This window comes from Thiobacillus sp., assembly GCF_030696885.1.
In the GTDB taxonomy this organism is placed as follows: Bacteria; Pseudomonadota; Gammaproteobacteria; order Burkholderiales; family Thiobacillaceae; genus Thiobacillus.
Genome location: NZ_JAUYRI010000017.1, coordinates 103888 through 128744, shown reverse-complemented (window position 1 = coordinate 128744; position 24857 = coordinate 103888). Strand labels below are relative to the sequence as shown.

Below are 24857 nucleotides of genomic sequence, written 5' to 3'. Positions count from 1 at the left end.
CAAGGCGCTCACTTGGCTTTCGGGCGGTGCTCGAACATCTTGGCGATACCGGGATCGCGCGAGGCGCCGGCCGCTTCCATGCGCTTCAGGTATTCGTCCCACAGCGCGGTCTGGTTGACGCCGAGGTCGTAGAGGTATTCCCAGGAATAGATGCCGGTGTCGTGGCCGTCGGAGAAAAAGAAATTGATGCCATACAGGCCGACCGGCTCGGCGGCATTGATCAGCACATCGCGCTTGCCGACCTGCAGCACTTCCTGCCCGGGACCATGGCCGCGCACTTCGGCGGACGGCGAATAAACGCGCAGGAACTCGAACGGCATCTCGAAGCGCGCACCGTCGGAAAACGCGATTTCCAGCTTATGCGAAGCCTGATGCAGCTTGATGTCGGTGGGGGTGGGTATCGCCATGATTGAAACACTCGAATTGAACGCCAGCGCACAGTTTAAACCCGCGATGCGGGGATTAAACCCCTGCGGGACCAGGGCTGGCACAGGACAGGAACGATGAAATTTGGCGCGCCCGGCGCGATTCGAACGCACGACCCCTGCCTTCGGAGGGCAGTACTCTATCCAGCTGAGCTACGGGCGCCTGGAGCTCGGTGCTCCCGGGACCGCGAAGCATAGCCGGTTTGCTCGGGGGCGTCCATCCACCCGGCCGCCCCGCCGCCCTTTCCTGCGGGGGCGGCTTTCCTTATAATTCCGGCTTTTGACGCAACTCCCCTAAGGATATTTTCCATGGCCGATTCGCACGCCAAGATGACCCAAGCCACTCCGCAGGAAGTCATCATTTCCGTTATTGCCGGACTGCTCGCGCCGCTGCTGGCCATTTTCCTGATCGTCATGTTGGTGCTCGGTATTCAGGAAGGCCACCAGCCCGACACCACCAGCGAAGCCGCCGAGAAGGCCACGCTCAAACGCATTCAGCCGGTCGCCAAGCTGGCCGCGCTCGACGCCAACGCGCCACGCGTCGAAAAATCCGGCCAGGAAGTCTATGTCGCCGTGTGCGCCTCGTGCCATGACTCGGGTGCGCTGGGCGCGCCCAAGTTCGATGCCCGCGGCGACTGGGCCGGCCGCCTCGGCCAGGGCTACGATACGCTGGTGAAGCATGCGATCGAAGGCTTGCGCCAGATGCCCGCGCGCGGCGGCGACAGCGATTTGTCGGATATCGAAATGGCGCGTGCGGTGGCCTACCTGGCCAACTCGGCGGGTGCCAACTACAAGGCGCCGGAACCGCCTGCAGCCCCTGCGGCGGCGGCAGCAGCGCCTGTTGCGCCGGCGGCGCCTGCTGCAGCGGCTGCCGACCCGAAGCCGTAAGCTGCGCGCACGACACACCCCAACCACTACGCAAGGGAAGACACATGAACCACGCCACCACGCTACTGATTGTCGTCTCAGCTGTATCGCTGCTTGCCTGTGGACCGTCCGACACAGCCGCGCCGCCTGCAGCAGAAACGACCGTGGCTGATGGCGCGAAAACCACGCCGGAACTGGCGCCGCCGGTGATCGAAGCACCCGCCGTCGAGCCGTTCACCGCCGAACCGAGCGTGACCGCCGACGCCAGCGAAGCCGAAGCCGCACCGCAAACACCGCCTGCGTCCGTTGCCGCGGCGCCCAGCACACCCGCTCCGGCCCAACCCAAGCCGGCCGCGCCCGCATCTGAATCTGAAGCCAAGGCGGCCAGCGCGCCTGCGGCCGATCTGGTGCATGGCCAACAGATCTACCGTCAGGCCTGCGCGTTCTGTCATGACAAAGGGGTGGCGGGTGCGCCGAAGACCGGCGATGTCGCCAGCTGGGGGCCGCGCCTGGCGCAAGGCATGGACGCGCTCTATACCGCCAGCCTGCGCGGCAAGGGCGCCATGCCAGCCAAGGGCGGCAACCCCGCGTTGTCGGATGGCGACGTCAAGGCCGCAGTCGACTATATGGTCGCGCAGTCGCGTTAAGGTCCGCCATGTCGCTCGTCTGCCCACAATGCGGGAGCGACAAGATTCGCAGCGGCACATTGCATGCCCACAACGGCGTGCGCCGCATCCTGCTTCAGACACCCTTGCGCTGTCGTTCCTGCAACCACCGCTTCTGGGTGTTCAATCCGATCAAGCCGCTACTGCTGCTGACGAGCGTCGCGGCGCTGGTCGGCTTCACCGCCTGGCTGGCCAGCGACCGCCACGCCTCCCAGCCGACCGCAACCCTGCCTGATCATCTGCCGCACACCCGTGCCGAACAGGGCGATCCGGAAGCACAATTGCAGATGGGCATGCGCTACGCCGAAGGCGACGGGGTGGTCCAGAACGAGACGGAAGCCGCCCGCTGGCTTGCGATGGCGGCCAAACAGGGGCTGGCCGAAGCGGAATACCAGTATGGGCTCGCACTCCTGCAGGGGCGCGGCGTGGTGCAGGACTACAAGGCCGCGTTCAGCTGGATCGAAAAGCCTGCGTTGCGCGGCTATGCGCGCGCGCAATACAGCCTGGGCGAACTCTATCGCTATGGCACCGGCACGGCGATGGACAAGGCGCGTGCCTACCTGTGGTACAACCTCGCCGCCGCCCAGGGCGTGGACGCCGCCGCCAAGGCGCGCGACAGCCTGGTGTGGCAGCTGAAGCCCGAACAGATTGCGGCGATGCAGGAAGAGGCGCAGAAAATGAGCCTTGGCGCCGCGTCTACGCCCACCGCGCCGGCGGCCGCCCCCGCCACGCCCTGATTTTGCCCTTTCAAGGGTGCGCGTGCGTGTCGTCCGCATGCACGTCCAGCGGCCACAGTTCGTGCGCATCCAGTTTCAGCCGGGCGTCAGCTGCCAGCGCGGCAACCTGCGCCTGTTGTGCCTGGACGCGTCCATCAAGTGCCAGCCGGCGCGTGAGCAACACCTGATCAAGGCCGCCTTCTCCCAGGCTGTAGGCCCGGGCAGCGAGGCGCGCAGCTTCCTCCAGCATCTGCGCGGCACGGTCAGCCTGACCCCAGTTTCCAGCCTGCGTCGCCGCCGTTTCAAAATCGGTGCGCGCTTCCTGACGCAGCCGCTGTTCCAGCCGCATCGCGGAATCCTGCGCAGTGGCGCTCAACTGTTGGGCCGCCTGCTGGCTATAACGCCGCGCTGCGCCCGGCAGGGTCAGGCCGACGTTGAGGCCCAGCACATGCTCGTCGCCACCTACCTCGTTCTTGTAGAACACGCCCACACTGGGGTCGGCGCTGCGCCGCTTCGCCAGCTGCCACGCTTCGGCCTGCAGCACGTCGGCCTGACGGCGCGCGCGTGCCAGTTCGTGGTTGTGTTCCAGTACGGCGTCGACATACGCATCCGCCGATCCGGCGGGCGGCACCGGCTGCGGCAGCTCTCGATCCGGCGGCAAAGGCAGGGCAGGAAACTGCGCCAGCAGGCGGCTGTGCGCCTGCTGCATGCGCAGGCCGGCCTGTTGCTGCTGCAGGCGGATTTGGGCCAGCGCGGCTTCGGCATTGACGCGTTCGGCACGCGGCGCCTCGCCGAGCCTGATCCGCGAATTCACGGCATCAAGCTGCCGCTCTGCCAACTGAAATTGCGCCTGCCACAGCTGCGCCTGACTGGCTTCGTTCAGCCAGTCGAACCACAGCGCCAGCAGTTGTCGCCCGCTTTCGTGCAAGGCTTCGCCGAGATTCGCCTCGGCATGCGCCGTCAGCGCGCCGGCAAGCGTGCGGTCGGCTGCGGCAACTGCCGGCAGCCGCAGCGGGCGCGACAGCGCCACGCCCCATTCGGCTTGGGATTCGCGCAGGGGGCTCTGGATCCGGCGCTGCGCGACATCCGCGCTCACCGCCCATTCCGCATGCCCGCGCTGCAGACCCTGGCTTTTCAGCGTTTGTGCAGCGAACTCACCGCGCGCCTGGGCCACCATGGGCGACGCCCATAGGGCGGCTTCGGCGGCGGCGGGATCGGGTAAATAATCGGCGTGCACTGGAGCGGCAAACGCCAGCGCCAGTGCGAAGGCCAGTTTGTGAACGGCATTCATGCACGTTCTCCTTTCAGAATGAATTGGCGATACAGCAGCGGCAGCACCACCAGCGTGAGCAGGGTGGCGCTGACCAGACCGCCGATGACGACGATGGCGAGCGGACGCTGGATTTCGGAACCGGGGCCGCTGGCGAACAAGAGCGGCACCAGGCCGAAGGCGGCGATGCTGGCCGTCATCAGTACCGGGCGCAGACGGCGCAGCGAGCCTTCCCGCACCACGGCGTCGCCTCTCAGGCCCTGATTGCGCAGCTGGTTGAAATGGCTGACCAGTACCACGCCGTTCAGCACCGCGATGCCCAGGAGCGCGATGAAGCCGACCGACGCCGGCACCGACAGGTACTCGCCCGACGCCGCCAGCGCGAAGATGCCGCCGATCAGCGCCAGCGGCACGTTCATCATCACCAACAGCGCCTGGCGCGCATCGCCGAAGGTGACGTAAAGCAGGAAGCCGATCAGCAGCAGCGCCACCGGCACCACGATCATCAGGCGTTGCGCGGCACGCTGCTGGTTTTCGAACTGGCCGCCCCAGGCGACGCTGTAGCCGGGCGGCAGCTTGACCTGCGCGGCCACCGCGGCCTGTGCGTCGGTGACGAAGCTCACCAGATCGCGCCCGGCGACGTTGCTCTGCACCACGGTGAAGCGCGCGGCGTTCTCGCGCTTCACCGCGACCGGGCCGTTGGTACGCTTGAGCTGCGCCACCTGGTCGAGGCTGATTTCGCGGCCGTCCGCCAGCGTCAGGCGGATCGCCTGCAGCGCGTCCGGCGACTCGCGCAAACCTTGCGGTCCGCGCAACTGCAGCGGAACCCGCCGCCCCTGCTGCTGGATCGTGCCGATGATTTCACCCTCCAGTTGCGTGCGCAGCAGCAGGGCGATGTCGTCGGCACTGAGGCCAAAGCGGCCGGCCGCATCGCGATCGATTTCCGCTTGCAGATACTGCGCGCCCTCGTTCTGCTGGGTGTAGACGTCGGACGCGCCGGGTATCGTCTCGACCACGGCGAAAATCTCACCGGCCAGCCGGTTGAGCGTGGCGAGATCGGGGCCGAAAATCTTGATCGCGACGTCGCCGCGCGAACCGGTGAGCATTTCCGACACCCGCATGTCGATCGGCTGGGTGAAGTTGTAGGCGATGCCCGGGAAGCCATCGACCACGCTGCGGATTTCCCCGGTCAGCCATTCCTTGTCCGGTTTGCGCCATTCGTCCATCGGTTTGAGCACCAGGAAGGAGTCGGTGTCGTTGAGGCTCATCGGATCGAGCCCCAGTTCGTCGGCGCCGGCGCGCGCGACGATGCGGCGGATTTCCGGCACGTTCTTCAGCAGCGCCTGCTGCACCCGCAGGTCCTGCGCGACCGATTCTTCCAGGCTGATCGACGGCAGCTTCTCCAGCTGCACCAGGATGTCGCCCTCGTCCATCACCGGCATGAAGGTCTTGCCGATCAGAGGGTAGACCCCAATCGCCCCCAGCATCAGCACGCCAGCGGTGGCGTACACGAGTTTCGGACGTGCCAGGGCGCGCCCGAGCAGCGGTGTGTAGAGGCCTTGTGCCTTGCGCAGCAGCCACGGGTCGGTATGCGCGCCCTGCTTCAGCAACATCGAGGCCAGCACCGGAATCACGGTGAGCGCGAGCAGCAGCGAGGCGGCCAGGGCGAACACGATGGTGAGCGCAACCGGCGCGAACAGTTTTCCTTCCAGCCCTTCCAGCGTCAGCAGCGGCAGGAACACGATGGCGATGATGGCGATGCCCGAGGTCACCGGGCTGGCGACTTCCTGCGTCGCCCACAGCACGCGTTGCAGCGGTGTTTCGCTGGTGTTCTCCGGATCGTGCGCCAGATGCGCGACGACGTTTTCCACCACCACCACCGCGGCGTCGACCAGCAAGCCGATCGCGATCGCCAGCCCGCCCAGGCTCATCAGATTGGCCGACAGCCCGAATTGGCGCATCAGCACGAAAGTCGCCAGCACCGACAGCGGCAGAATCAACGCCACCACGAGGGCCGCGCGCAGGTTGCCGAGGAATAGCAGCAGCAGGATCACCACCAGCACCGCCGCTTCCAGCAGCGCCTTGCTGACCGTGCCGACGGCGCGGTCGACCAGTTGCGCGCGGTCGTAGAACGGCGAGATCGTCACGCCCTGGGGCAGGGTGGCCTGAATCTCGGCGAGTTTGGACTTGACGTTCTCGATCAGAACGCCGGCGTTGACGCCCTTGAGTCCGATCACCAGACCTTCCACCGCCTCGCCTTTGCCGTCCTGCGTCACCGCGCCGTAGCGGGTCATCTCGCCCAGTTCGACGCGTGCGACGTCGCCCACCGTGACGACCACGCCGGCCACGCTCTTGATGCCGATGTGGCGCAGGTCATCGAGCGACGCGACGCCGCCGTTGACGCGCACCACCCAGGTTTCCTCGCCTTCGTTGACGCGTCCGGCACCATCGTTGCGAGTGTTGCTTTCCAGCGCCATGCGCAATTCGCCGTAGCTCACGCCGCGCGCGGCCAGCGCAGCCGGATCGGGAACCACAGCAAAGGTCGCCACGCGGCCGCCGAGCGTGTTGACGTCGGCCACGCCGGGCAGTGCGCGCAGCTGCGGCCGTATCGTCCAGTCGAGCAGGGTGCGTTTTTCCGCCAGCGACAGCGGACCCTCGACGGTGAACATGAAGAGTTCGGACAGCGGAGTGGAAATCGGCGCCAGCCCGCCCGACACGTTGCCGGGCAAGTCGCCTTTCACATTGGCGAAGCGTTCCGCCACCTGCTGGCGCGCCCAGTAGATGTCGGTGCCTTCCTCGAAGTCGACGGTGATGTCGACCAGCGCGTTCTTCGACAGGCTGCGCAGGATGGTCTGGTTCGGGATGCCCAGCAGTTCGGTTTCCACCGGCTGGGTGATGCGCGCTTCCACCTCCTCCGGCGTCATGCCGGGCGCCTTCAGGATCAGCTTGACCTGGGTGGTCGAGACGTCGGGAAAGGCGTCGATGGGAATTTGCTGGAACGCGCGCACACCCAGCCCGGCCAATATCAGCGCGAGCACCAGCATCAGCCAGCGTCGCGCCAGCGCGAATTCGATCAGGATGTTCAGCATGTCATTCCCCGAGCCACTGGGCCTTGAGCGCGGCCACGCCCTTGATGGCGACGCGGCTGCCGGCGGCAAGGCCGGTGATTTCGGCCTGGCTGGCGTTCTGGCGGACGAGCTGCACCGGCGTCGCCGTGAAGCCCTGTGCGGTCTCGACAAACACATGGGGCACAGCGGCCTTCCACACCAGCGCGGCAGCCGGCACGATCAGGCTGCCGGCCGACTGCGCACCGGCGATGGCGGCCTGCACCGACTGGCCGGGACGCAGCAATTTCTGCGGATCGACGAGGCTGGCGCGCACCAGCACGCTTTGCGCGGCGTTGAGTTGCGGCAGCAGGGCCGTGATGCGCCCGCTGGCCGAACTGTCTGCCACCGTGACGGATTGCCCGACGGCAACCTGGCGCGCCTGCGCCGGGCTCAGCGGAATCTCCAGCGCCAGTTTCGACAGGTCCGCGACTTTCACCAGCGCCATGCCGGCATCCACCCGCTGGCCGGGCTCGGCAACACTTTCTGTCACCACGCCGGCGATCGGGGCGGTGAGCGTGATCGCGCTGCCGGACACCTTGCCGGTGCCGAGCAGGGAAAAGGCCGCCTGCGCCGCCGCCAGACTGGCGAGCGCAGACTGGGTTTCAGACTGCGTCGCGCGCAGCCGTGATTCGGCGATCAGGCCTTCGCCGAACAGTTTTTGGTCGCGCGCAGCATTGCTGGCCGCCAGCTTCGATTTCAGCCGAGCCTGCGTCAGGGCATTCTGTGCATCCGCCAGGCCAGGCATCGACAGGGTGACGAGCGAGGCGCCGCGTTTGACCGTGTCGCCCGCCTGCACGTGGAGTTGCGTCACCAGCCCGGCGCCTGCCGCAGCGATCACGCGCACGCTGGCCGGCGGCAGCGTCACCCGCGCCGGATAGGTGAGCGCAGGGCCGGCGGTTTGCGCGGCAGCGGCCGCGGTGGCAATACCCAGATTCTTTTTCTGGGCAGCGGACAGGGGCAGGACGTCCGCCGCGACAGCGGGAACGGCGAACAACGTCGGCACAAGAATCGTGACAACAAGAATACGAGCGGCAAGAAAACCAGCGGCCATGTTTGATCTCCAGATGCAAATAAACAGCAGGCAGGCGCGTCGGGCGACGCGCCGCGATGGATGATCAGGCCAGGGGCGGCGCTAAAGCGTGGGGAAGGGTGTGGTCTGGCAGCGCCAGGTGTAGCGGAGGAGGCGCCGGCAAGCCTGCGCCGGGGCATGCTGCAGCAGCAGCGTGTGGCAACGGCAGGCTTGCGGCAAGCGGTGCGGGTGCTGCAGTCATTGCCGGGGTATCGCTGCGCACAGGCATGCCCTGCGCCACCTCGACCTCCGCGCCGCGTTCATCCCCTGCCACCACGTGCCAGGCGGCATCGCCGTGCACGCCCTGGTGCCCATGCAGAAAACCCGCGTGATTCAGCTGCACCGCCCCTGCATGCGCATGGATGAACGGGGCCATCGTCTGCAGCGCGACGAAGAACCAGAGCATCAGGAAGCGGAAATTTGAATGCGACACTGTCAGGTGAGTTAAACGATATTGTGAAAAATGACGCGATTGATACGTTGCAGGATGCAGCGCGGCCCTGCCATCGTGGCAGGCGACGGGTGCATCCTGCCCATCGATCCTTAAGCCTGCCTTAAGTTCTGGATGCGATGCTGTCCTCCATTCAATGAGGACAGCCATGTATCCCACGACCGCTACGCGCCTTCGATCCCTTGCCGCGCTGTATCCGCTGACGACCTGGCTGGCAGTGGGCTTCCTGTTGCTGCACACGGGCCTGCGCGGAGTCCTGATGGCGCAGACCTGGCACGCTGCACAGATGACGCTTGCCTCGGCTATCAGCGTTTTCGGCACCGGGCTGGCGTTCGATCTGGTGTCGCTCGCGCTGCTGTTGCCTGCCGTGTTGTTGCTGGAAAGCGCGCTCGGCACGCGCAGGCAGCCCGGGCGCATGCGGCACGGACTGGTGCTGGCCCTTGCGGCGCTGACCTTCTTTGCGCTGGGTTTCGGCGTGCTGGCCGAATGGTTCTTCTGGGACGAGTTCGGCGTGCGCTTCAACTTCATCGCGGTCGACTATCTGGTCTATACGCAGGAAGTGGTTGGCAACATCCGTGAAAGCTTTCCGGTCGGCACGCTGCTCGGCGGACTGGCCGTTGCCGTGCTGGCGCTGGTGTGGATGAGCCGCGGCTGGCTGCTGCGTGCTGCGGCACCGGGTGCGCAACGGCGTACGCGGGTCGGGGTGTGGCTGGCGAGCGTGGCCGTGGCAGGCATGCTGGGATCGGCCTGGTCGATGGATGCACGCCACGGCGCCAATGAATACCAGAAGGAACTCTCCGCCAACGGCCTCTACAGCTTCGCCTATGCGTTCGGCAACAACGAGATCGACTATTTCGATTTTTACGCGACGCGCTCGCAGATCTCTGCCACACCCGCTTCCACACTGCCGCGCATCGTGTCTGCCACGCCGCCGAAGAACGTCGTCATCGTCACGATGGAAAGCCTGTCGTCCAGCTACACGGCACACGGCGGCAACACACAGGGCCTCACGCCCAACCTCGATCGCCTGGCCGAAGAGGGCCTTTTCCTCGCCAACCTGCGCGCCACCGGCAACCGCACCGTGCGGGGGCTGGAGGCGCTGTCGCTCGCGATCCCGCCGCTGCCCGGGCATTCGATCATCTGGCGCAAGCACAACCAGAACCTGGAAACCCTGGGCGCGGTGCTGGCCGACCACGGTTACGTCAACCGCTTCATGTACGGTGGCTACGCGCGCTTCGACAACATGGACGCCTATTTCGCCGGCAACCATTACCAGCCGATCGACCGCGGCCAGTTCCCCGAACGCCATCGCGGCTTCGGCAACATCTGGGGGGTGGCCGACGAGCACCTGTACGACTACGCGCTGGAGCAGATGGACCGCGACGCCGCCAGCGGCAAGCCCTTCCTGATGCACCTGATGACGACGTCGAACCACACGCCGTTTACCTTTCCCGAAGGCCGCATCGATCTGCCGCGCGGCCGCCAGGGTGCGGTGAAATATTCCGACTACGCGGTGGGCCGCTTCATCGAACAGGCGCGCACCAAGCCCTGGTTCAAGGACACGGTGTTCGTGCTGGTGGCCGACCATTGCGCGTCGAGCAAGGGCCGAACCAGCCTGCCGCCGGAGAACTATCACATCCCCGCCATCGTGTATTCGCCCGCGCACCTGGCCCCGCACACCGACACCCGACTCGCCAGCCAGATCGACATCGTGCCCACCGTGCTCGATTTGCTCGGCCTGCCTGAGCACACGCGCTTCATGGGCCGCAGCATGCTGCACGCCTATCCGGATGCCGGACGCGCCTTCATCGCCACCTATCAAAAACTGGGTTACCTGACGCCCGATCAACTGGTGGTATTGAGCCCCGGCCGCCAGATCGAGGACTGGCAGCTGAATGCGCAACAGGAACTCGCCGCACCCGCACCCCAGCCCGACACGCTGGTGGCACGCGCGATCGGAATTTATCAAGACACCGCACGCCGCGCGCGCGACGACCTGCTGCAGCACGTCGATCTTTCGCGTGACTTAAGGATGCGGTAAGGATGCGCCTTTAGAGTGAGCACATCGCATCCCACAAGGAGCTCACCATGTCGCATTCGAACATTCAATCCCGCCGTGTATACGACCCGCTGCTGCGGGTCCTGCACTGGGCCATCGCGCTGTCCGTCGTCGCGCTGATCATCAGCAGCCAGCTGGCCGAAGCGTTCGAGGACGGCCCCTGGGAAAGCGCGATCTGGAACCTGCACATCCTCGCCGGCTACGGCCTGACCGTGGCCTTGCTGACGCGCCTGCTGTGGGGTCTGGTCGGCCCGGCCAGCGCACGCTGGCGCGACCTGTGGCATCCCGCGACGTGGAAGGCCAGCCTGAAAAGCCTGCGCCTGCCGAGCGCGCATCGCGTCGGCCACGACCCCATCGCCAGCCTCGCCTACCTGTTTGCCTACGGCGTGATGGCGCTGATGGTCGTCACCGGCCTGGGGCTTGCCGCCAGCGAATTCAACACCGGTCCGCTCGCCGCTTGGCTGGGCAACGCCGGCTGGGTCGAAGACCTGACGGAAGACCCGCACGAATTCGGCTTTGTCCTGATGCTGGGCTTTGTCGGCCTGCACATGGCGGCGCTGGTGTTCCATCAGCTGCGCGGCGAACGCGTGGCGCAGAGCATGGTCACCGGCAAGCAATACCTCGATGCCAAGCCGGAGGTGCAGCATGATTAAGCGGATTGCAGGGGCAGGGCTGATGCTGCTATCGGCCCACGCTTTGGCCGACAGCCCCGCAAACTTCATGGCGCGCTATGCGCAAGCGGCCGGCGTGGCAGTGACCGCGCTGTCACCCGCGCGCGGCGAAGCGCTCTACCGCGGCGAGCATCCCGGCAAGAACGGCGCCAAGCAGAGCTGCGCCAGCTGCCACACCGCAAGTCCAAAGCAGGCGGGGCAGACCCGCGTCGGCAAGCGTATCGAGCCGCTGGCGCCGGCCGCCAACCCACAACGATTCACCGACGCGGCCAAGGTCGAGAAATGGTTCCGCCGCAACTGCACCGACGTGCTCGCGCGCGAATGCAGCGCGCAGGAAAAGGGCGATTTCATCGCATGGCTGAATCAGTTGAAATGAGGAGAACAGCATGAACTACGTATTGCGCGGAATCGGCGTGCTGGCGACCGTCGGCACCCTCAGCCTGCTGGCGTTTTCGCTGCCCTCGGGCGGCGAGGCGCGCGGCGACGGCGGTGGCGACGACCTGATGCCCCGCCTCACCCACAAAAACTGGCAGCAGGAATGCGCCAGTTGCCATCTGGCCTATTCGCCCGCGCTGCTGCCCAAATCCTCATGGCGACGCGTGATGGGTGGCCTCGAGCAGCACTTTGGTGAGAACGCCAGCCTTGATCCGGCAACCCAGGCTGATATCCTGCGCTTTCTCGAAGCCAACGCCGCCGACAGCGGCCGCAGCCGGATCGGCGACAAGGTGATGCAACGCATGGACACGAAGGCAGCGCCGCTACGCATCACCGAAACCCGCTGGTTCGTGAAGAAGCACGACGAGGTGCCGCGCGCTACCTGGGCTCGCACGTCGGTGGGCTCCGCCGCCAACTGCGCGGCCTGCCACCGGCAGGCGGAAAAAGGTGTATTCGACGAGGACACGGTCAGGATTCCCAAATGAAACGACGCGATGCGCATCCTGCTGGTTGAAGACGATCGCCTGCTCGGCGACGGCGTCAAGGCCGGGCTGACGCAGGCCGGCTACGCGGTCGACTGGCTGCGCGACGGCGAGGCGGCGGTCGCCGCCCTGTCCACCGAAACCTTTGCCGCCGTCGTGCTCGACCTCGGGCTGCCGAAGCGCGACGGGCTGTCGGTGCTGCAATGGCTGCGCGGCCGCCACGACGCGACGCCGGTGCTGATCCTCACCGCGCGCGACCAGCTGGAAGACAAGGTGCGCGGCCTCGACCTCGGTGCCGACGACTATGTGCTGAAGCCCTTCGACCTCGACGAAATCGCCGCGCGCCTGCGCGCGCTGGTGCGCCGTGCCCACGGCCGCCCGGAGCCGCTGCTGACGCTGGGCGAGATCGAACTCAACCCGGCGGCGCGCACGGTGACGCGTGCTGGCGAAGCGGTCGAATTGACCCCACGCGAATTCGACCTGCTGCATCTGCTGCTGCAAAACGCCGACCGCGTGCTGACCCGGCGCACGCTGGAAGAACAGCTCTACACCTGGAACGACGCGGTCGACAGCAACGCGCTCGAAGTCCACATCCATCATCTGCGCAGGAAGCTCGGCAACGCGCTGATCCGCACCGTACGCGGCGTCGGCTACATGGCATCGTCTTCGCCCTCCCCATGAGTTCAGCCACCGCCTACTCGCTGCGCCGCCGACTGGTGTGGCTGCTGACCAGCGCCGTGGCCGTGATCTGGCTGCTCTCCACGCTGGTGGTCTACCAGCGCGCCCACCACGAGGCCGACGAACTGCTCGACAACCAGCTGACGCAGGTGGGCGAAACCTTGCTGGCAATCGTGGCCGGGGGCGAAGTTGAGCATTTCGTGAAAGAACTGCACGAGCACGCCCGGCACTACCCGGTGCCGATTGCATTCGAAGTCTGGCTCGACAAGGATGACCGGACACGGCTTTTGGTGACATCTCCCGGACACACCGGATTCGAAACGGCAACGGCGAACGGCTTCAGCGAGCATCAGGTCAAGGGAGAGCGCTGGCGTTTTTATGCGGTGCAGGATGACGATGCGGAATACCGCGTGGTGGTCGGCCAGTCCCATGTCGCACGCGAACGGATGGCGCGCGAAATCGGCCTGTCGCTACTGCTGCCGGCGATGCTGGCGCTGCCGCTGATGGCGCTCGCCGTATGGTGGGTCGTCGGACGCGCGCTGCGGCCGGTGGACGCGGTGGCGCGGCAGGTCGGCACGCTCGATGCGCAGGCACTTGCGCCGCTCGACGAAACGGCCCGGCTCCCGAACGAGATCGCGCCGCTGCGCAGCGCGCTCAATGCGCTGATCCGGCGCGTCAGGGACGCCTTCGACAACGAACGCCGCTTCACCGCTGATGCCGCGCACGAGCTGCGCACCCCGCTGGCAGCCCTGAAAGTGCAGGCGCAGGTGGCGCTGCGTGCGCAGGCGGACGACAGCCGGCAGCACGCGCTGAGCCAGGTGATCGCCGGCGTCGACCGCATGACGCACCTGGTCGAACAGCTGCTTACGCTCGCGCGCGTCGATCCGGCCAGCCAGGGTACGGCACCGCCTCCGATGGACCCGGCAGGCACGGTGGCCCAGGTCTGTGCCGAGCTGTTGCCGCTCGCGCATCAGCGCAAGCAGAACCTGACAGTCGATGTGGCAGAAGGATGTACGGTTGCGGTCAGTGCAGCCTGGCTGCAGATCGCGCTACGCAATCTGCTCGACAATGCGCTGCGTTATGCCGGTGAAGGTGCACAGATCGAGGTGCGGCTGACCCGCACGCCGTCGGGCTGCACGCTCAGCGTGGCCGACGACGGATCGGGTGTCGCACCGGACCTGCGCTCACGTTTGAGTGCACGCTTCGTGCGCGGCGAGGTCGAGGGTGAGGGCTGCGGGCTCGGGCTCTCCATCGTCGCCCGAATTGCCGCGCTGTCACATGCCCGGCTGGAACTGGGTGACGGGCTGCCACGCACGGTGGGCGGCCATGGATTCAGGGCCACCCTCCACTTCGACGCCACCCCGGCAGCCTGAACCCGGTCTCACTTGCCGGGTCCGGGACCCATTCCACCGCCGGGTCCCATACCCGGGCCCATGCCGGGCCCGCGACCTGCAGGGGGCATCTCGGGCAGGGTCTTGCCCTGCGCCTTGGCGCGTTCCTGCATTTTCTTGTGGTGTTCCAGCCGCAGGGTTTCGCGCTCCTGCTCGGTCTTGGCTGCGCGCATGCGCTCCTGATACTCGGTCCGCTCCTGCGAACTCATCAACTCGTATCCGTAGGCCCGCTCCTGCGTCATGTGGTGGTCGGCCTGCGCCGGGAGGGCGAGCGCCGCGCAAAGGGAAAATGCCAGCAAGGACAGCTGTTTCATCATGGTCTCCTGAGTGAAAGTACCCTCCGGCACGGCACCCTGCCGCGTCGGGGGAGCCTTCTGTTTAGTACAAAAATGCCATCTGTCCAGACCCTTCCTGCCGGGCTTCCCAGTGCGTGGCCGTGCCTGCGCAGAAACCGCTACGGCGCCGGCTGGATCGCCGTCACCGTGTAGGCGCCGTCGATTTCTTCGGCACGGAATTTAACCTTGTCGCCCACCTTGAGTCCCTGCAACAGCTCAGGCGTTTTCGCCTTGAACACCATGGTCATGCCGGGCATGTCGAGGTTGGCGATGGGGCCATGCCTGAGGGTGAGCTTGACGTTGGCCGTATCGATCTTGCGCACCTCGCCGTCGCTCATCACGGCGGTCTGGGCGACAGGCGGCGTTGCCGGTTCGGCGTGAAGCGTAGGGGCGAACGCCAGCGCGGCCAGCAGGGGGATCCATTTTTTCATTGTGCAGCTCCTTGTTTCGGGGTGACAGTAAGGGTGCCGCGCATGCCGGCTTCGTAATGGCCGGCGATCAGGCAGGCGAATTCGAAGCTGCCGGCTCGGTTGAAATGCCAGACGATTTCACCGGTCTTGCCGGGATCCACATGGACCATGTAGGGCGCGTCGTGTTCCATGTTGGGAAACTTAGCCATCATGGCGGCATGCTTCGCCAGTTCATCGGGCGTGCCGATCACCATCTCGTGCAGCATGCGGCCGCGGTTTTTGACGACGAAGCGCACGGTCTCGCCTTGTTTCACGGTGATCGTGTCGGGGGTGAAGCGCATGGTATCGGTCATGTCTACGGTGATCGTGCGCTTGGCGTCGGCGGGCTTGCCGGCGATGCCCCAGGCGGTCTGTTCAAATACAACAGGCGCGGCAGCGTGCTTCTTGTCGCCGTGCGCATGTGCCGGCAAGGTGGTCAATGCGGCCGTCATCAACGCGGCCAGTAGCAGGGTGGTTTTCATCGGATGTCCTTTCATGCTGTTCAATGGTTGTGGCCGTCATGACTGCTGGGTTTCCGCACCTTGACCTCGACGTCACCGGGCGAGCCCTGCGGCGAAGCGGCTTGCGGCGCGCGCACCGGCGCGGGGGGCGCCTCCTTCAACTCGTAGGCCACGGTGCCGGGCGGATGCTTGTACCAGCCGGGATCGGAGTAGTCGCCGCGCTTCTGCTCACGGCGCACCTTCATCACGGTGAACATGCCGCCCATTTCCAGCGGGCCGAACTGTCCCTGCCCCATCATCATCGGCAGCGTGTTGTCGGGCAGCGGCATTTCCATTTCGGCCATGTCGGCCATGCCGCGCTCGCCCATCACCATGTAGTCGGGAATGAGCTTGGTGATCTTGCCGGCGAGCCCCGTGTGATCGACCCCGATCATGGTCGGCACATCGTGCCCCATCGCGTTCATCACGTGATGGCTCTTGTGGCAGTGGAAGGCCCAGTCGCCCTCCTCGTCGGCGAGGAACTCGATCTGCCGCATCTGGCCGACGGCGATGTCGGCAGTGACTTCCATCCAGCGCGAGCCCTTCGGCGTCGGCCCGCCATCGGTGCCGGTCACCTCGAACTCCACTCCGTGCAGGTGGATCGGATGGTTGGTCATGGTGAGGTTGCCGATGCGGATGCGCACCCGGTCATTGAGCCGAACATTGAGGCTGTCGATACCGGGAAAGGCGCGGCTGTTCCAGGTCCACAGGTTGAAGTCGAGCATGGTGTTGACCTGCGGCGTGGCACTGCCGGGCTCGATGTCGTAGGCGTTCAGGAGAAAGCAAAAGTCGCGGTCGACCGGATCGATCAGCGGATGCCTGCCCTTCGGATGGGTGATCCAGAAGCCCATCATGCCCATCGCCATCTGCGTCATTTCATCGGCGTGCGGGTGATACATGAAGGTGCCGGGACGCCGCGCGACAAATTCGTAGACGAAGGTTTTGCCGGCGGGAATCTGCGGCTGCGTCAGGCCGCCGACGCCGTCCATGCCGTTGGGCAGCCGCTGGCCGTGCCAATGGATGGTGGTGTGCTCGGGCAGGCGGTTGGTGACGAAGATGCGCACACGGTCGCCTTCCACCACCTCGATGGTCGGGCCGGGCGACTGGCCGTTATAGCCCCACAGATGCGCCTTCATGCCGGGGGCAATCTCGCGCACCACCGGCTCGGCGACCAGGTGGAATTCCTTTACGCCATTGTTCATGCGCCACGGCAGCGTCCAGCCGTTGAGCGTCACCACCGGGTTGTAGGGCCGGCCGTTGGGCGGCAGCAGGGGCGGCTGGGTGGCCGGCGTATCCATGCTGACAATCTCGGGCAGCCGAGCCATCGCCACCGGGCTGACGCTCGCCGCCGCGGCCACACCGGCCAGCTTGAAAAAATCACGTCTTGAAGTCATGGCAAATCCTTTCAGTGGCCGCCGCCCGCATCGGCGGGGGCAGACGAAACAGTAGTGACAGCCATCTTGCCGGGGGTGCCGACCAGCGCCATCGCCAGGTCGGCGTCGGCCAGCCAGAAGTCGCGCTGCGCCTCGATGGCGGCGTTGACCGAGGCGATCTGCGAGCGTGCGTCGGCCAGCAGTTCGAACACGCCGATCAGCATGCCGTTGTAGCGCAGCACGTTCTCTTCGGAGATGCGCTGCTTCAGCGGCACCACCTCGTCGCGCAAATGGCGCGCGATGGCGTACTGACTCTGCTGCAGGGTGTAGGCCTCGCGCACTTCGGAGCGCGCGTTCACCGCGGCTTCGCGCGCCAGCTCCAGCGCCTGCCGGTAGCGCGATTCGGCGGCCACCACCCGGCTCTGCCCGAAGTCGAACAGCGGCAGCTCGAAGCTGATCTCGTAGCCGCGCTGGGTCGGGTCCTCGTTCGAGCTGTTGTTGCTGATGCCCAGTTCCAGCACGTTGATGAAGCGGGTGCTGCGCGTGAGGCCCAGGTTTTTCGCCAGCGTTTCGGTCTGCAGCTTCGTCATCTGCAGGTCGATGCGGGAGTCCATCGCCTGCTGCTCGACGTCCGGCAGCGCCGGCACGGCCGCCGGCAGGTCGGGCAGGCGATCGGGCAATTGCAGTTTTCCGGCGTTCGGCAGCCCCATCAGGCGAACCAGCCGCTCGCGCGCGGCCAACTTCGCCTGGCCGGCACGCGCCACCGCCAGGGCCGCATCGGCGTAGAAGGACTGCTCGCGCACCTGCTTCAACTTGCTCCAGTTGCCCACCTGCGCCATGCGTCGCGCCAGTTCGGCGCCGGCCTCGGCGGCTTCCATCGCCTGGTTCTGGTATTCGGCGGTCTGCCCGGCCGCCACGGCGACGACCCAGGCCTTGCGCGTCTCAGCCGCCAGTCGCAGCACGTCGAGCACCAGCGCGCGCCGGGTCTGCTCGAACAGCCGCTGCTCGATGTCGGCGCGCATCGGCATCGTCAGCAGCGCCGCCAGGTTGAAGTGCAAACTGCGCTCCCACTCCACCTCGCTGCCGCGCGTCGAGCGGCCGATGGAAAAGCCCGGGTTGGGCAGGCGCTGCGCCGCCACCCAATCGGCCTCGGCGATGCCCAGGGTGTTGAACGCTGCCTGCAAGCCGGGATTGTTCAGGAGCGCGATCTGCACCGCGTCGTCGGCCGACAGCGGCTGCGCCAGCAGCGCATCGACCCGCGCCTGCGACGCGCTGCGGCTGGCCTCGTCGCGGGTCCATACGACGTCCTGCTGAAGATGCGTGCGGGTGGCGGACTGGATTGCATCCAACCCGCCGTCTTCGGAAAAACTCGCGCAGCCGCCCAGCAGCGTGGCGGACAGCACAGCGAGAACAAGCGTACGGGGGGTGAAAGGATTCGTATTCATGGCGTCTCCTCAATGGCCGTGGTGGCCGTGGCCGCCATGACTGCCCTGATCGCCCGCGCCTGCATCCGCGCCGCCGCCCGGCGCCGATTCACGCAGATAAGTACGCCAGCCACCAACCTCACCGACCCGCTCGTTGGCCTGGCGCCAGTCCTGCAGCGGCTCGTCGCGCCAGCCCTGGTAGTGTTTGAAGGGCGCAGGCATCACCTGCGCGTTTGCCGGCGGCTCGGCGGCATGCGCCGTGGGTGCCCACAGCGACCAGGCCATCAGACCGGGCACCGCCAGCCGGAATACGGGTGCATGCGCCAGCCGCGCCGCACGTCGGAATAAAGCGTTCAACATAGAGAACCTCGCACATCACGCGGCGCAGGGCCGCGCTCAAAATCGATGGACGCGCCGTCAGACGGCGCGGGATTCAGGCGAAGGTGGGTCGGGGGGGCCGCTCGGGGCCGTCGGGAACAAAGCCGCTGAAGGGCTGGAGGGACAGAAGGCTGTAGCGGCTGACAGCCGGCACGATGGCCGGCACGTCGGCAGCTGGAATCGGCAGCGCCGACGCCAGCGCGCAACTCGCGCAGTGCTTGCAGTCATGTTGGGTGGCGGGGGCGGAGGTCGGCTCCGGCTCGTGGCAGGGCGTCGTCATCGCCGCGTCGGCCGGCGTCAGCTGAGCCACTGTCGCCGGATGCGCGAAGGTGCAACCCAGCATGGAAGCGGACGCCAGCGCCTGCACCGGCAGGGCGAGCATCAGCAACATCAGCAGGAATCGGTGGAATCGGGATCGCACGCAGGCAGTGTAATCAAAAAAAGGGGTCCGCCCAAGAGACTGCCGGCCGCGCTGCGGGTTCCCCGCGTCGGTGCCGGGCAGTTAGCCGCGCCGCTTGCGGGGCTCGTAATGCACCACCGCCCGCATGATCTCGGAATAGGGGAACTCGCTGCAGCCGCCGAAATGCACATGCCCCTGCAGCACGGTCGCGGCGATGTCGGTGGTCTCGTTGCCCACATCCTCCATTGCCATCGCCAGCCCGCGCACGCCACCGCACTGGGCGCGGATTTCCTTGCCGAACGGCCACGGTGCATCGGGGCTGGTCTTCAGCGCGAACTGCGCATTCTCGTGCAGCGCCTGATAAAAAACCAGGCAGAGTTCGCGCACCTCCGGATCGCTGCAGGCAATCGCCTCGCGCTCGGCCAGATTGAGCTTGTGCGAGCGGCTGCAACTGACGCAGCGTGACAGCAGCGCCCGCTCGAAGGGACAGCTGTGCTCGATGTAGGCCTTGCGGGCCAGTCTGTACGCGTCTTCGTTGTATTCAGCCATAGCAACTTGCCCAAAAGTTGCTCAGAAACCGTAGCGAACGCCTGTCAGCCGGGTGAGTCAGCAGCGCAGCAACCGGAATGTACTCAAGTACATGAGGATTGCGAGCAGCGCACGATCCCGGATCACAGGTGCGCAGTAGGTTTATGAGTGACTTTCACCAGTCGTCACCGGAGAGGGTCTTCTCCAGTTCGCGCTCGGCGCTCAGCGTGTCCTGCGCGGCGATTTCGTTGTCGGCGAAGATCATCTTGTACTTGTCGCCGGTCTTGGGGTCGAGGGTCTTGCGCAGTTCGTTGACGTGGGCGCGGGCTTCCTTGAAGTTTGCCCACTCGCCCTGCTTTTCCAGCACCTTGAACATCCCCAGTCTAAACACGTAGTAAGGCATGTTGACTCCTCAGACGAGTTTGCCGTGGCACTGCTTGTATTTCTTGCCCGATCCGCACGGGCACGGATCGTTGCGGCCGACCTTGGGATAGGCGTCGGCAGGGACGGCCGTCGTACCCACGGCGGCTTCGGCAAAGTCACGCCCCTCGTCGTATTCGGTGTGCTCGAACTGCATGTTGGGCGGCTCGTGCAACGCGACCGCCTGCACATCCTCGGGCGCGCGCACCTGCACGGTGGAGGTGATCTGCGTCACTTCCGCCTTGATTGCGGTGAGCATGGCGGAGAACAGCTCGAACGCCTCGCGCTTGTATTCCTGCTTGGGCTGCTTCTGCGCATAGCCGCGCAGGTGGATGCCCTGGCGCAGGTGGTCGAGCGCGGACAGGTGTTCACGCCAGTGCGAATCCAGACTCTGCAGCATCACGGCGTGCTCGAACTGACGCAGCCCCTCGACGCCCACGCGGGCTTCCTTCTCTTTGTAGACCGCATCGGCGGCCTCGCAAATTTTCTTGCGCAGGCTGTCCTCGTCGAGCCGTTTGTCCTCGTCCAGCCATTGCTGCAGCGGCAGATCGAGCGAGAACTGCCCGGCCAGCGTTTTTTCCAGCCCCGCCACGTCCCATTGCTCGTCCATGCTGCCAGGTGCGATATGCAGGTCGATGGTCTCGTTCAGCACGTCGTCACGCATCGCGCGGATGGTCTCGCCGATGTCGGCGCTTGCCAGCAGCTCGTTGCGCTGTTCGTAGATGACCTTGCGCTGGTCATTGGAAACGTCGTCGTATTCGAGCAGCTGCTTTCTGATGTCGAAGTTGCGCTGTTCGACCTTGCGCTGTGCGTTCTCGATCGCGCGCGTCACCCACGGATGCTCGATCGCCTCGCCCTCGGGCATTTTCAGGCGGTCCATGATCGCGGCGACGCGATCGGACGCGAAAATGCGCAGCAGCGGATCTTCCAGCGACAGGAAGAAGCGGCTCGAGCCGGGGTCGCCCTGGCGCCCGGAGCGGCCGCGCAGCTGGTTGTCGACACGACGCGATTCATGGCGCTCGGTGCCGATAATATGCAGGCCGCCGGACGCCAGCACCGCGTCGTGGCGCGGCTGCCATTCGGCCTTGAGCGCCGCGGTGCAGCTGGCCTTTTCGCTGCTGGACAGCGCCTCATCCAGGCTGATCGCGTCGAGCTCCTTCTGGATACTGCCGCCCAGCACGATGTCGGTGCCACGGCCCGCCATGTTGGTGGCGATGGTGATGCCGCCCGGCATGCCCGCCTGCGCGATGACTTCGGCTTCGCGCTCGTGCTGCTTGGCATTCAGCACGTTGTGCGGCAGGCCGGCCTTCTTCAGCTCAGCCGACAGATGCTCGTTGGCCTCGATCGACGTGGTGCCGACCAGCACCGGCTGGCCGTTGGCGTTGCGCGCGCGGATGTCGTTGATCACCGCCTGGTCGCGTTCGCCCGCGGTACGGTAGACCTGGTCGTGCTCGTCCTTGCGGACCATCGGGCGGTGGGTCGGGATGACCACAGTTTCCAGGCCGTAGATGCTCTGGAACTCGAACGCCTCGGTGTCTGCCGTGCCGGTCATGCCCGACAGCTTTCCGTACATGCGGAAGTAGTTCTGGAAAGTGATCGACGCCAGTGTCTGGTTTTCCTTCTGGATCGACACGCCTTCCTTGGCCTCGACTGCCTGGTGCAGGCCTTCCGACCAGCGGCGCCCGCTCATCAGGCGGCCGGTGAACTCGTCGACGATGATGACCTCGTCGTTCTGCACCACGTAGTGCTGATCCTTGAAGAACAGCGCGTGCGCGCGCAGCGAGGCGTACACGTGGTGCATCAGCATGATGTTGGAAGCATCATAGAGACTGCCGCCCTCGGGCAGCAGGCCCATTTCGGTGAGGATGGCCTCGACCTTTTCATGGCCGGCCTCGGACAGCAGCACCTGGCGCGTTTTCTCGTCGACTGAGTAGTCGCCTTCGCTGTCTTCCTTGTCCTGCCGGATCAGGCGCGGCGGCACCTGGTTGACCTGCAGGTAGAGCGCGGTGTTTTCCTCCGACTGGCCGGAGATGATCAGCGGCGTGCGCGCCTCGTCGATCAGGATCGAGTCGACTTCGTCGATGATGCCGAAGGCCAGCGGACGCTGCACCTTTTCGCTCATCTGGTAGACCATGTTGTCGCGCAGGTAGTCGAAGCCATATTCGTTGTTGGTGCCGTAGGTGATGTCGGCGGCGTACGCAGCCTGCTTGGCGTCGTGCGGCATCTGCGACAGGTTGATGCCGGTGGTCAGGCCGAGGAAGCCATACAGCCGGCCCATCCATTCGGCGTCGCGACTGGCCAGGTAGTCGTTGACCGTCACCACGTGCACGCCCTTGCCGGTCAGCGCATTCAGGTACGCCGCTAGCGTGGCCATCAGGGTCTTGCCCTCGCCGGTGCGCATTTCGGCGATCTTGCCGTCGTGCAGCACCATGCCGCCAACCATCTGCACGTCGAAGTGGCGCATGCCCAGCACGCGCTTCGACGCTTCGCGCACGACGGCAAACGCTTCCGGCAGCATTTTGTCGAGCGATTCGCCGTTTTCCAGGCGGGTCTTGAATTCGGCGGTCTTGCCGGCCAGCTCGGCGTCGGACAATTTTTCCATCGCCGGCTCCAGCGCATTGATCGCCTTGACCTTTTGCAGGTATTGTTTGACCAGCCGCTCGTTGCGACTGCCGAAGACTTTTTTGAACAGGGATTGCAGCATGAGTAATCCGAAAATGCCCGCAGGACGCGGTAAATCCTTGAATTTTAACATAGCGTCACCGGCTTGCCGTGACGCTGTCAAGACAGCCGCGCGGGCGCTCCGCAGGGCCGTCCGGGCGACCCTGCGCGCGTCCCGGGCATGAGTACGTCGAGCCTCGCCGACCTGCTGGCCAGCCAACTGCCCAACGGCCTGGCCACGCGCGCCCGCGCGTTGCTCAGCATTCAGTCCGCGCTTGAGCGCGCCTTGCCCGCCGCGCTGTCCGGGCATGTCCGCGTCATGCAGTTCGAGGCGGGCGGGCTCAGCCTGGCGTGCGACAGCGGCGCCGTCGCCAGCCGCCTGCGCGGCCAGACGGACGCACTGATCGCCAGCCTCGGCAAGCTCGGGGTCGCGGTGGCGGCGGTGCGCGTCAGCGTCAACCCCGAGCTGCTGGCACGCTACGTCCACCCGGTCGAAAAACACGGCCTGCCGACCGCCGCGCTCGACGAACTCAGCCACCTCAACGCCGCCATCGAAGACGGGCCGCTGAAGGACGCGATCGGCCGCATGCTGCAGCATCACCGCAAAGACTGAGCGCCTCTCACCCGACCATGCATTCGACGCATCGGATTTTCCAGCGCCAGCCCCTGATCCTGCTGCTGAGCGCACTGCTCATCAGTGGATTTTTCGCCACCACGCTGAGCAGCTACTACGTATCGAAGAAGGCCATTCTGGACGCCATCATCGCCCAGGAGCTGCCGCTCACCTCGAGCAACATCTATTCGGAAATCCAGAAGGACCTGGTGCAGCCCGTGCTCCTCTCGTCGACCATGGCACACGACACCTTTGTGCGCGACTGGGTGCTGGACGGCGAACGGGACAGCGCGTCCATGGCGCGCTACCTGCGGGAGATCAAGGGCCGCTACGGCGCATTCAGCAGCTTCTTTGTCTCTGACCGCACGGCCCGCTATTACACCGGCGAAGGTGTCCTCAAACAAGTGGCGCCCGGGGAAGCCCGCGACGCCTGGTATTACCGCGTGCGCGAAATGCAGGAACCCTACGAGATCAACGTCGACCCCGACCTGGCCAACCGCGACGCCCTGACCATTTTCGTCAACTACCGCGTATTCGACTTCGATGGCGCCTTTCTCGGCGCCACCGGTGTCGGCCTCACTGTGGATGCGGTGCGCCGGCTGATCGCGGACTACCAGCAGCGTTTCCAGCGCACCATCTACTTTGTCGATGCAGAGGGCAAGACGGTGCTGTTCGGCAACACGTCGACGCGCGCGGAAACCGACCTGCGTGCCACCGAGGGGCTGCGCGACCTGGTCGACCGCATCCTGCGCGAGAAATCAGGCTCCTACCGGTTCAGTGCCGACGGCCGCGATTATCTGCTCAACGTGAACTACATCCCCGAACTGAAGTGGTATCTGTTTGTGGAGAAAGGCGTCGATGAGGCGCTGGCCGAGATCCGCACCACCCTCTACATCAATCTTGCGGTCTGCCTGGGCATCACCATCCTGGTGCTGTTCCTCACCCATATCGCGCTCAGGCGCTACCAGCGGCGCATCGAGAAAATGGCCGCCACCGACAAGCTCACCGGCCTGCTCAACCGCCAGGCCTTCGGCGTCCTCATCGACAAGGCCTTCGCCGATTACCGGCGCGATCCCCGCCCCATTTCCATCCTGATGATCGATGTCGACAATTTCAAGACAATCAACGACCAGCACGGCCATGTCGTCGGCGACCAGATCCTTAAACAGGTCGCGGCGCGTTTTCTGGATGGCCTGCGGGCATCGGACATCGCGGTGCGCTGGGGCGGCGAAGAATTCCTGTTTGTGCTCAAAGGCTGCGACCTTGAGCACGCGCAACGCATCGCCGAACACGTGCGCCGGGAAATCGAGCACACCCCGTTCAAGGCCGGCAAGGGAACGATCTCGGTCACCATCAGCATCGGCATCAGCCAGTACGATGGGGTGGAGCCTTACGAAGCCACGCTCAATCGCGCCGATATCGGCCTGTATGCAGCGAAGAACGGCGGGCGCAACCGCGTCTGCGTGGGCAGCCTGGCCTGAGGCCCGAGC

At 65.7% G+C, this 24857-nt stretch carries 26 protein-coding genes and 1 tRNA gene; 11 read left to right on the top strand and 16 right to left on the bottom strand.

What is annotated here, in order from left to right; translation table 11 throughout:
• Positions 1–8: 8 nt before the first annotated feature.
• On the bottom strand, positions 9–407 hold the full coding sequence (locus Q8R61_RS08465) for a DUF971 domain-containing protein (protein WP_305536174.1): 399 nt from the start codon (positions 405–407) through the stop codon (positions 9–11).
• A gap of 104 nt (positions 408–511) precedes the next feature.
• A tRNA-Arg gene (locus tag Q8R61_RS08460) sits at positions 512–588 on the bottom strand.
• A gap of 146 nt (positions 589–734) precedes the next feature.
• Between Q8R61_RS08460 and Q8R61_RS08455 the strand changes: the two genes are divergently transcribed.
• From Q8R61_RS08455 to Q8R61_RS08445, 3 genes are read left to right on the top strand one after another with little or no spacing between them, the layout of a single operon-like run.
• Positions 735–1313 carry a cytochrome c5 family protein gene (locus tag Q8R61_RS08455; RefSeq protein WP_305536172.1) on the top strand — a complete coding sequence of 193 codons (579 nt, stop codon included), beginning with the start codon at positions 735–737 and terminating at the stop codon, positions 1311–1313.
• 44 nt (positions 1314–1357) lie between these two features.
• On the top strand, positions 1358–1939 hold the full coding sequence (locus Q8R61_RS08450; RefSeq protein WP_305536170.1) for a c-type cytochrome: 582 nt from the start codon (positions 1358–1360) through the stop codon (positions 1937–1939).
• 8 nt (positions 1940–1947) lie between these two features.
• Positions 1948–2694: a tetratricopeptide repeat protein gene (locus tag Q8R61_RS08445; protein WP_305536168.1), complete on the top strand. Its 747-nt coding sequence runs from the start codon at positions 1948–1950 to the stop codon at positions 2692–2694.
• Between the two features lie 10 nt (positions 2695–2704).
• On the opposite strand, the gene Q8R61_RS08440 is transcribed toward Q8R61_RS08445, so the two are convergent.
• From Q8R61_RS08440 to Q8R61_RS08425, 4 genes are all read right to left on the bottom strand, one after another.
• Entirely contained in the window at positions 2705–3964 is a 1260-nt protein-coding gene (locus Q8R61_RS08440) for a TolC family protein (protein ID WP_305536166.1), read from the bottom strand.
• Positions 3961–7032: an efflux RND transporter permease subunit gene (locus Q8R61_RS08435; RefSeq protein ID WP_305536164.1), complete on the bottom strand. Its 3072-nt coding sequence runs from the start codon at positions 7030–7032 to the stop codon at positions 3961–3963. The genes Q8R61_RS08440 and Q8R61_RS08435 overlap by 4 nt, the downstream gene beginning before the upstream one ends.
• Position 7033: 1 nt before the next feature.
• A complete protein-coding gene (locus Q8R61_RS08430) occupies positions 7034–8101 on the bottom strand; it encodes an efflux RND transporter periplasmic adaptor subunit (RefSeq protein WP_305536162.1) in 1068 nt (355 codons plus the stop codon).
• A 64-nt stretch (positions 8102–8165) separates the two neighbouring features.
• Positions 8166–8720, bottom strand: coding sequence for a hypothetical protein (locus Q8R61_RS08425; RefSeq protein ID WP_305536160.1), 555 nt, complete (start codon positions 8718–8720; stop codon positions 8166–8168).
• Between Q8R61_RS08425 and Q8R61_RS08420 the strand changes: the two genes are divergently transcribed.
• Genes Q8R61_RS08420 through Q8R61_RS08395 form a run of 6 tightly spaced genes read left to right on the top strand, consistent with a single transcriptional unit; the run spans position 8719 to position 14268 of the window.
• Positions 8719–10611 carry an LTA synthase family protein gene (locus Q8R61_RS08420; protein WP_305536158.1) on the top strand — a complete coding sequence of 631 codons (1893 nt, stop codon included), beginning with the start codon at positions 8719–8721 and terminating at the stop codon, positions 10609–10611. The two genes, Q8R61_RS08425 and Q8R61_RS08420, sit on opposite strands and share 2 nt — an antisense overlap.
• 47 nt (positions 10612–10658) lie before the next feature.
• Positions 10659–11282: a cytochrome b/b6 domain-containing protein gene (locus Q8R61_RS08415; RefSeq protein ID WP_305536156.1), complete on the top strand. Its 624-nt coding sequence runs from the start codon at positions 10659–10661 to the stop codon at positions 11280–11282.
• Complete coding sequence (locus Q8R61_RS08410) at positions 11275–11676, top strand: DUF1924 domain-containing protein (protein WP_305536154.1); 402 nt, start codon at positions 11275–11277, stop codon at positions 11674–11676. Before Q8R61_RS08415 ends, Q8R61_RS08410 begins: the two co-directional genes overlap by 8 nt.
• A 10-nt stretch (positions 11677–11686) precedes the next feature.
• Complete coding sequence (locus tag Q8R61_RS08405; protein ID WP_305536152.1) at positions 11687–12220, top strand: diheme cytochrome c; 534 nt, start codon at positions 11687–11689, stop codon at positions 12218–12220.
• Between the two features lie 9 nt (positions 12221–12229).
• Positions 12230–12898, top strand: coding sequence for a response regulator (locus Q8R61_RS08400; protein WP_305536150.1), 669 nt, complete (start codon positions 12230–12232; stop codon positions 12896–12898).
• Entirely contained in the window at positions 12895–14268 is a 1374-nt protein-coding gene (locus Q8R61_RS08395) for an ATP-binding protein (RefSeq protein ID WP_305536148.1), read from the top strand. Before Q8R61_RS08400 ends, Q8R61_RS08395 begins: the two co-directional genes overlap by 4 nt.
• An 8-nt stretch (positions 14269–14276) precedes the next feature.
• Here the strand turns inward: Q8R61_RS08395 and Q8R61_RS08390 are convergent, their stop codons facing one another.
• The 10 genes from Q8R61_RS08390 to secA all read right to left on the bottom strand — a co-directional run bounded on the left by Q8R61_RS08390 (position 14277) and on the right by secA (position 22797).
• Positions 14277–14600: a hypothetical protein gene (locus Q8R61_RS08390; RefSeq protein ID WP_305536146.1), complete on the bottom strand. Its 324-nt coding sequence runs from the start codon at positions 14598–14600 to the stop codon at positions 14277–14279.
• Positions 14601–14740: 140 nt separating this feature from the next.
• Entirely contained in the window at positions 14741–15052 is a 312-nt protein-coding gene (locus Q8R61_RS08385) for a copper-binding protein (RefSeq protein WP_305536145.1), read from the bottom strand.
• Positions 15049–15552: a cupredoxin family protein gene (locus Q8R61_RS08380; RefSeq protein ID WP_305536144.1), complete on the bottom strand. Its 504-nt coding sequence runs from the start codon at positions 15550–15552 to the stop codon at positions 15049–15051. Before Q8R61_RS08380 ends, Q8R61_RS08385 begins: the two co-directional genes overlap by 4 nt.
• Positions 15553–15572: 20 nt before the next feature.
• Positions 15573–16964 carry a multicopper oxidase family protein gene (locus tag Q8R61_RS08375; RefSeq protein ID WP_305536142.1) on the bottom strand — a complete coding sequence of 464 codons (1392 nt, stop codon included), beginning with the start codon at positions 16962–16964 and terminating at the stop codon, positions 15573–15575.
• 11 nt (positions 16965–16975) lie between these two features.
• Complete coding sequence (locus tag Q8R61_RS08370) at positions 16976–18388, bottom strand: TolC family protein (protein WP_305536140.1); 1413 nt, start codon at positions 18386–18388, stop codon at positions 16976–16978.
• Positions 18389–18397: 9 nt separating this feature from the next.
• Positions 18398–18727 (bottom strand): hypothetical protein, encoded by a 330-nt coding sequence (locus Q8R61_RS08365; RefSeq protein WP_305536138.1) that lies wholly within the window; start codon positions 18725–18727, stop codon positions 18398–18400.
• Between the two features lie 73 nt (positions 18728–18800).
• Positions 18801–19166, bottom strand: a complete 366-nt coding sequence (locus Q8R61_RS08360) for a hypothetical protein (RefSeq protein ID WP_305536137.1) — start codon at positions 19164–19166, stop codon at positions 18801–18803.
• Between the two features lie 81 nt (positions 19167–19247).
• Positions 19248–19694 (bottom strand): hypothetical protein, encoded by a 447-nt coding sequence (locus Q8R61_RS08355; protein ID WP_305536136.1) that lies wholly within the window; start codon positions 19692–19694, stop codon positions 19248–19250.
• 154 nt (positions 19695–19848) lie between these two features.
• The gene (locus Q8R61_RS08350) at positions 19849–20076 is read right to left on the bottom strand and encodes a hypothetical protein (protein ID WP_305536135.1); all 228 of its coding nucleotides are present in this window, start codon (positions 20074–20076) and stop codon (positions 19849–19851) included.
• Between the two features lie 9 nt (positions 20077–20085).
• Complete coding sequence (secA, locus tag Q8R61_RS08345) at positions 20086–22797, bottom strand: preprotein translocase subunit SecA (RefSeq protein ID WP_305536134.1); 2712 nt, start codon at positions 22795–22797, stop codon at positions 20086–20088.
• Positions 22798–22935: 138 nt separating this feature from the next.
• On the opposite strand from secA, the gene Q8R61_RS08340 reads away from it, so the two are divergent.
• Positions 22936–23367, top strand: coding sequence for a DUF721 domain-containing protein (locus Q8R61_RS08340; protein ID WP_305536133.1), 432 nt, complete (start codon positions 22936–22938; stop codon positions 23365–23367).
• A gap of 17 nt (positions 23368–23384) precedes the next feature.
• Complete coding sequence (locus tag Q8R61_RS08335) at positions 23385–24848, top strand: sensor domain-containing diguanylate cyclase (RefSeq protein ID WP_305536132.1); 1464 nt, start codon at positions 23385–23387, stop codon at positions 24846–24848.
• The last annotated feature ends 9 nt before the right edge of the window (positions 24849–24857 follow it).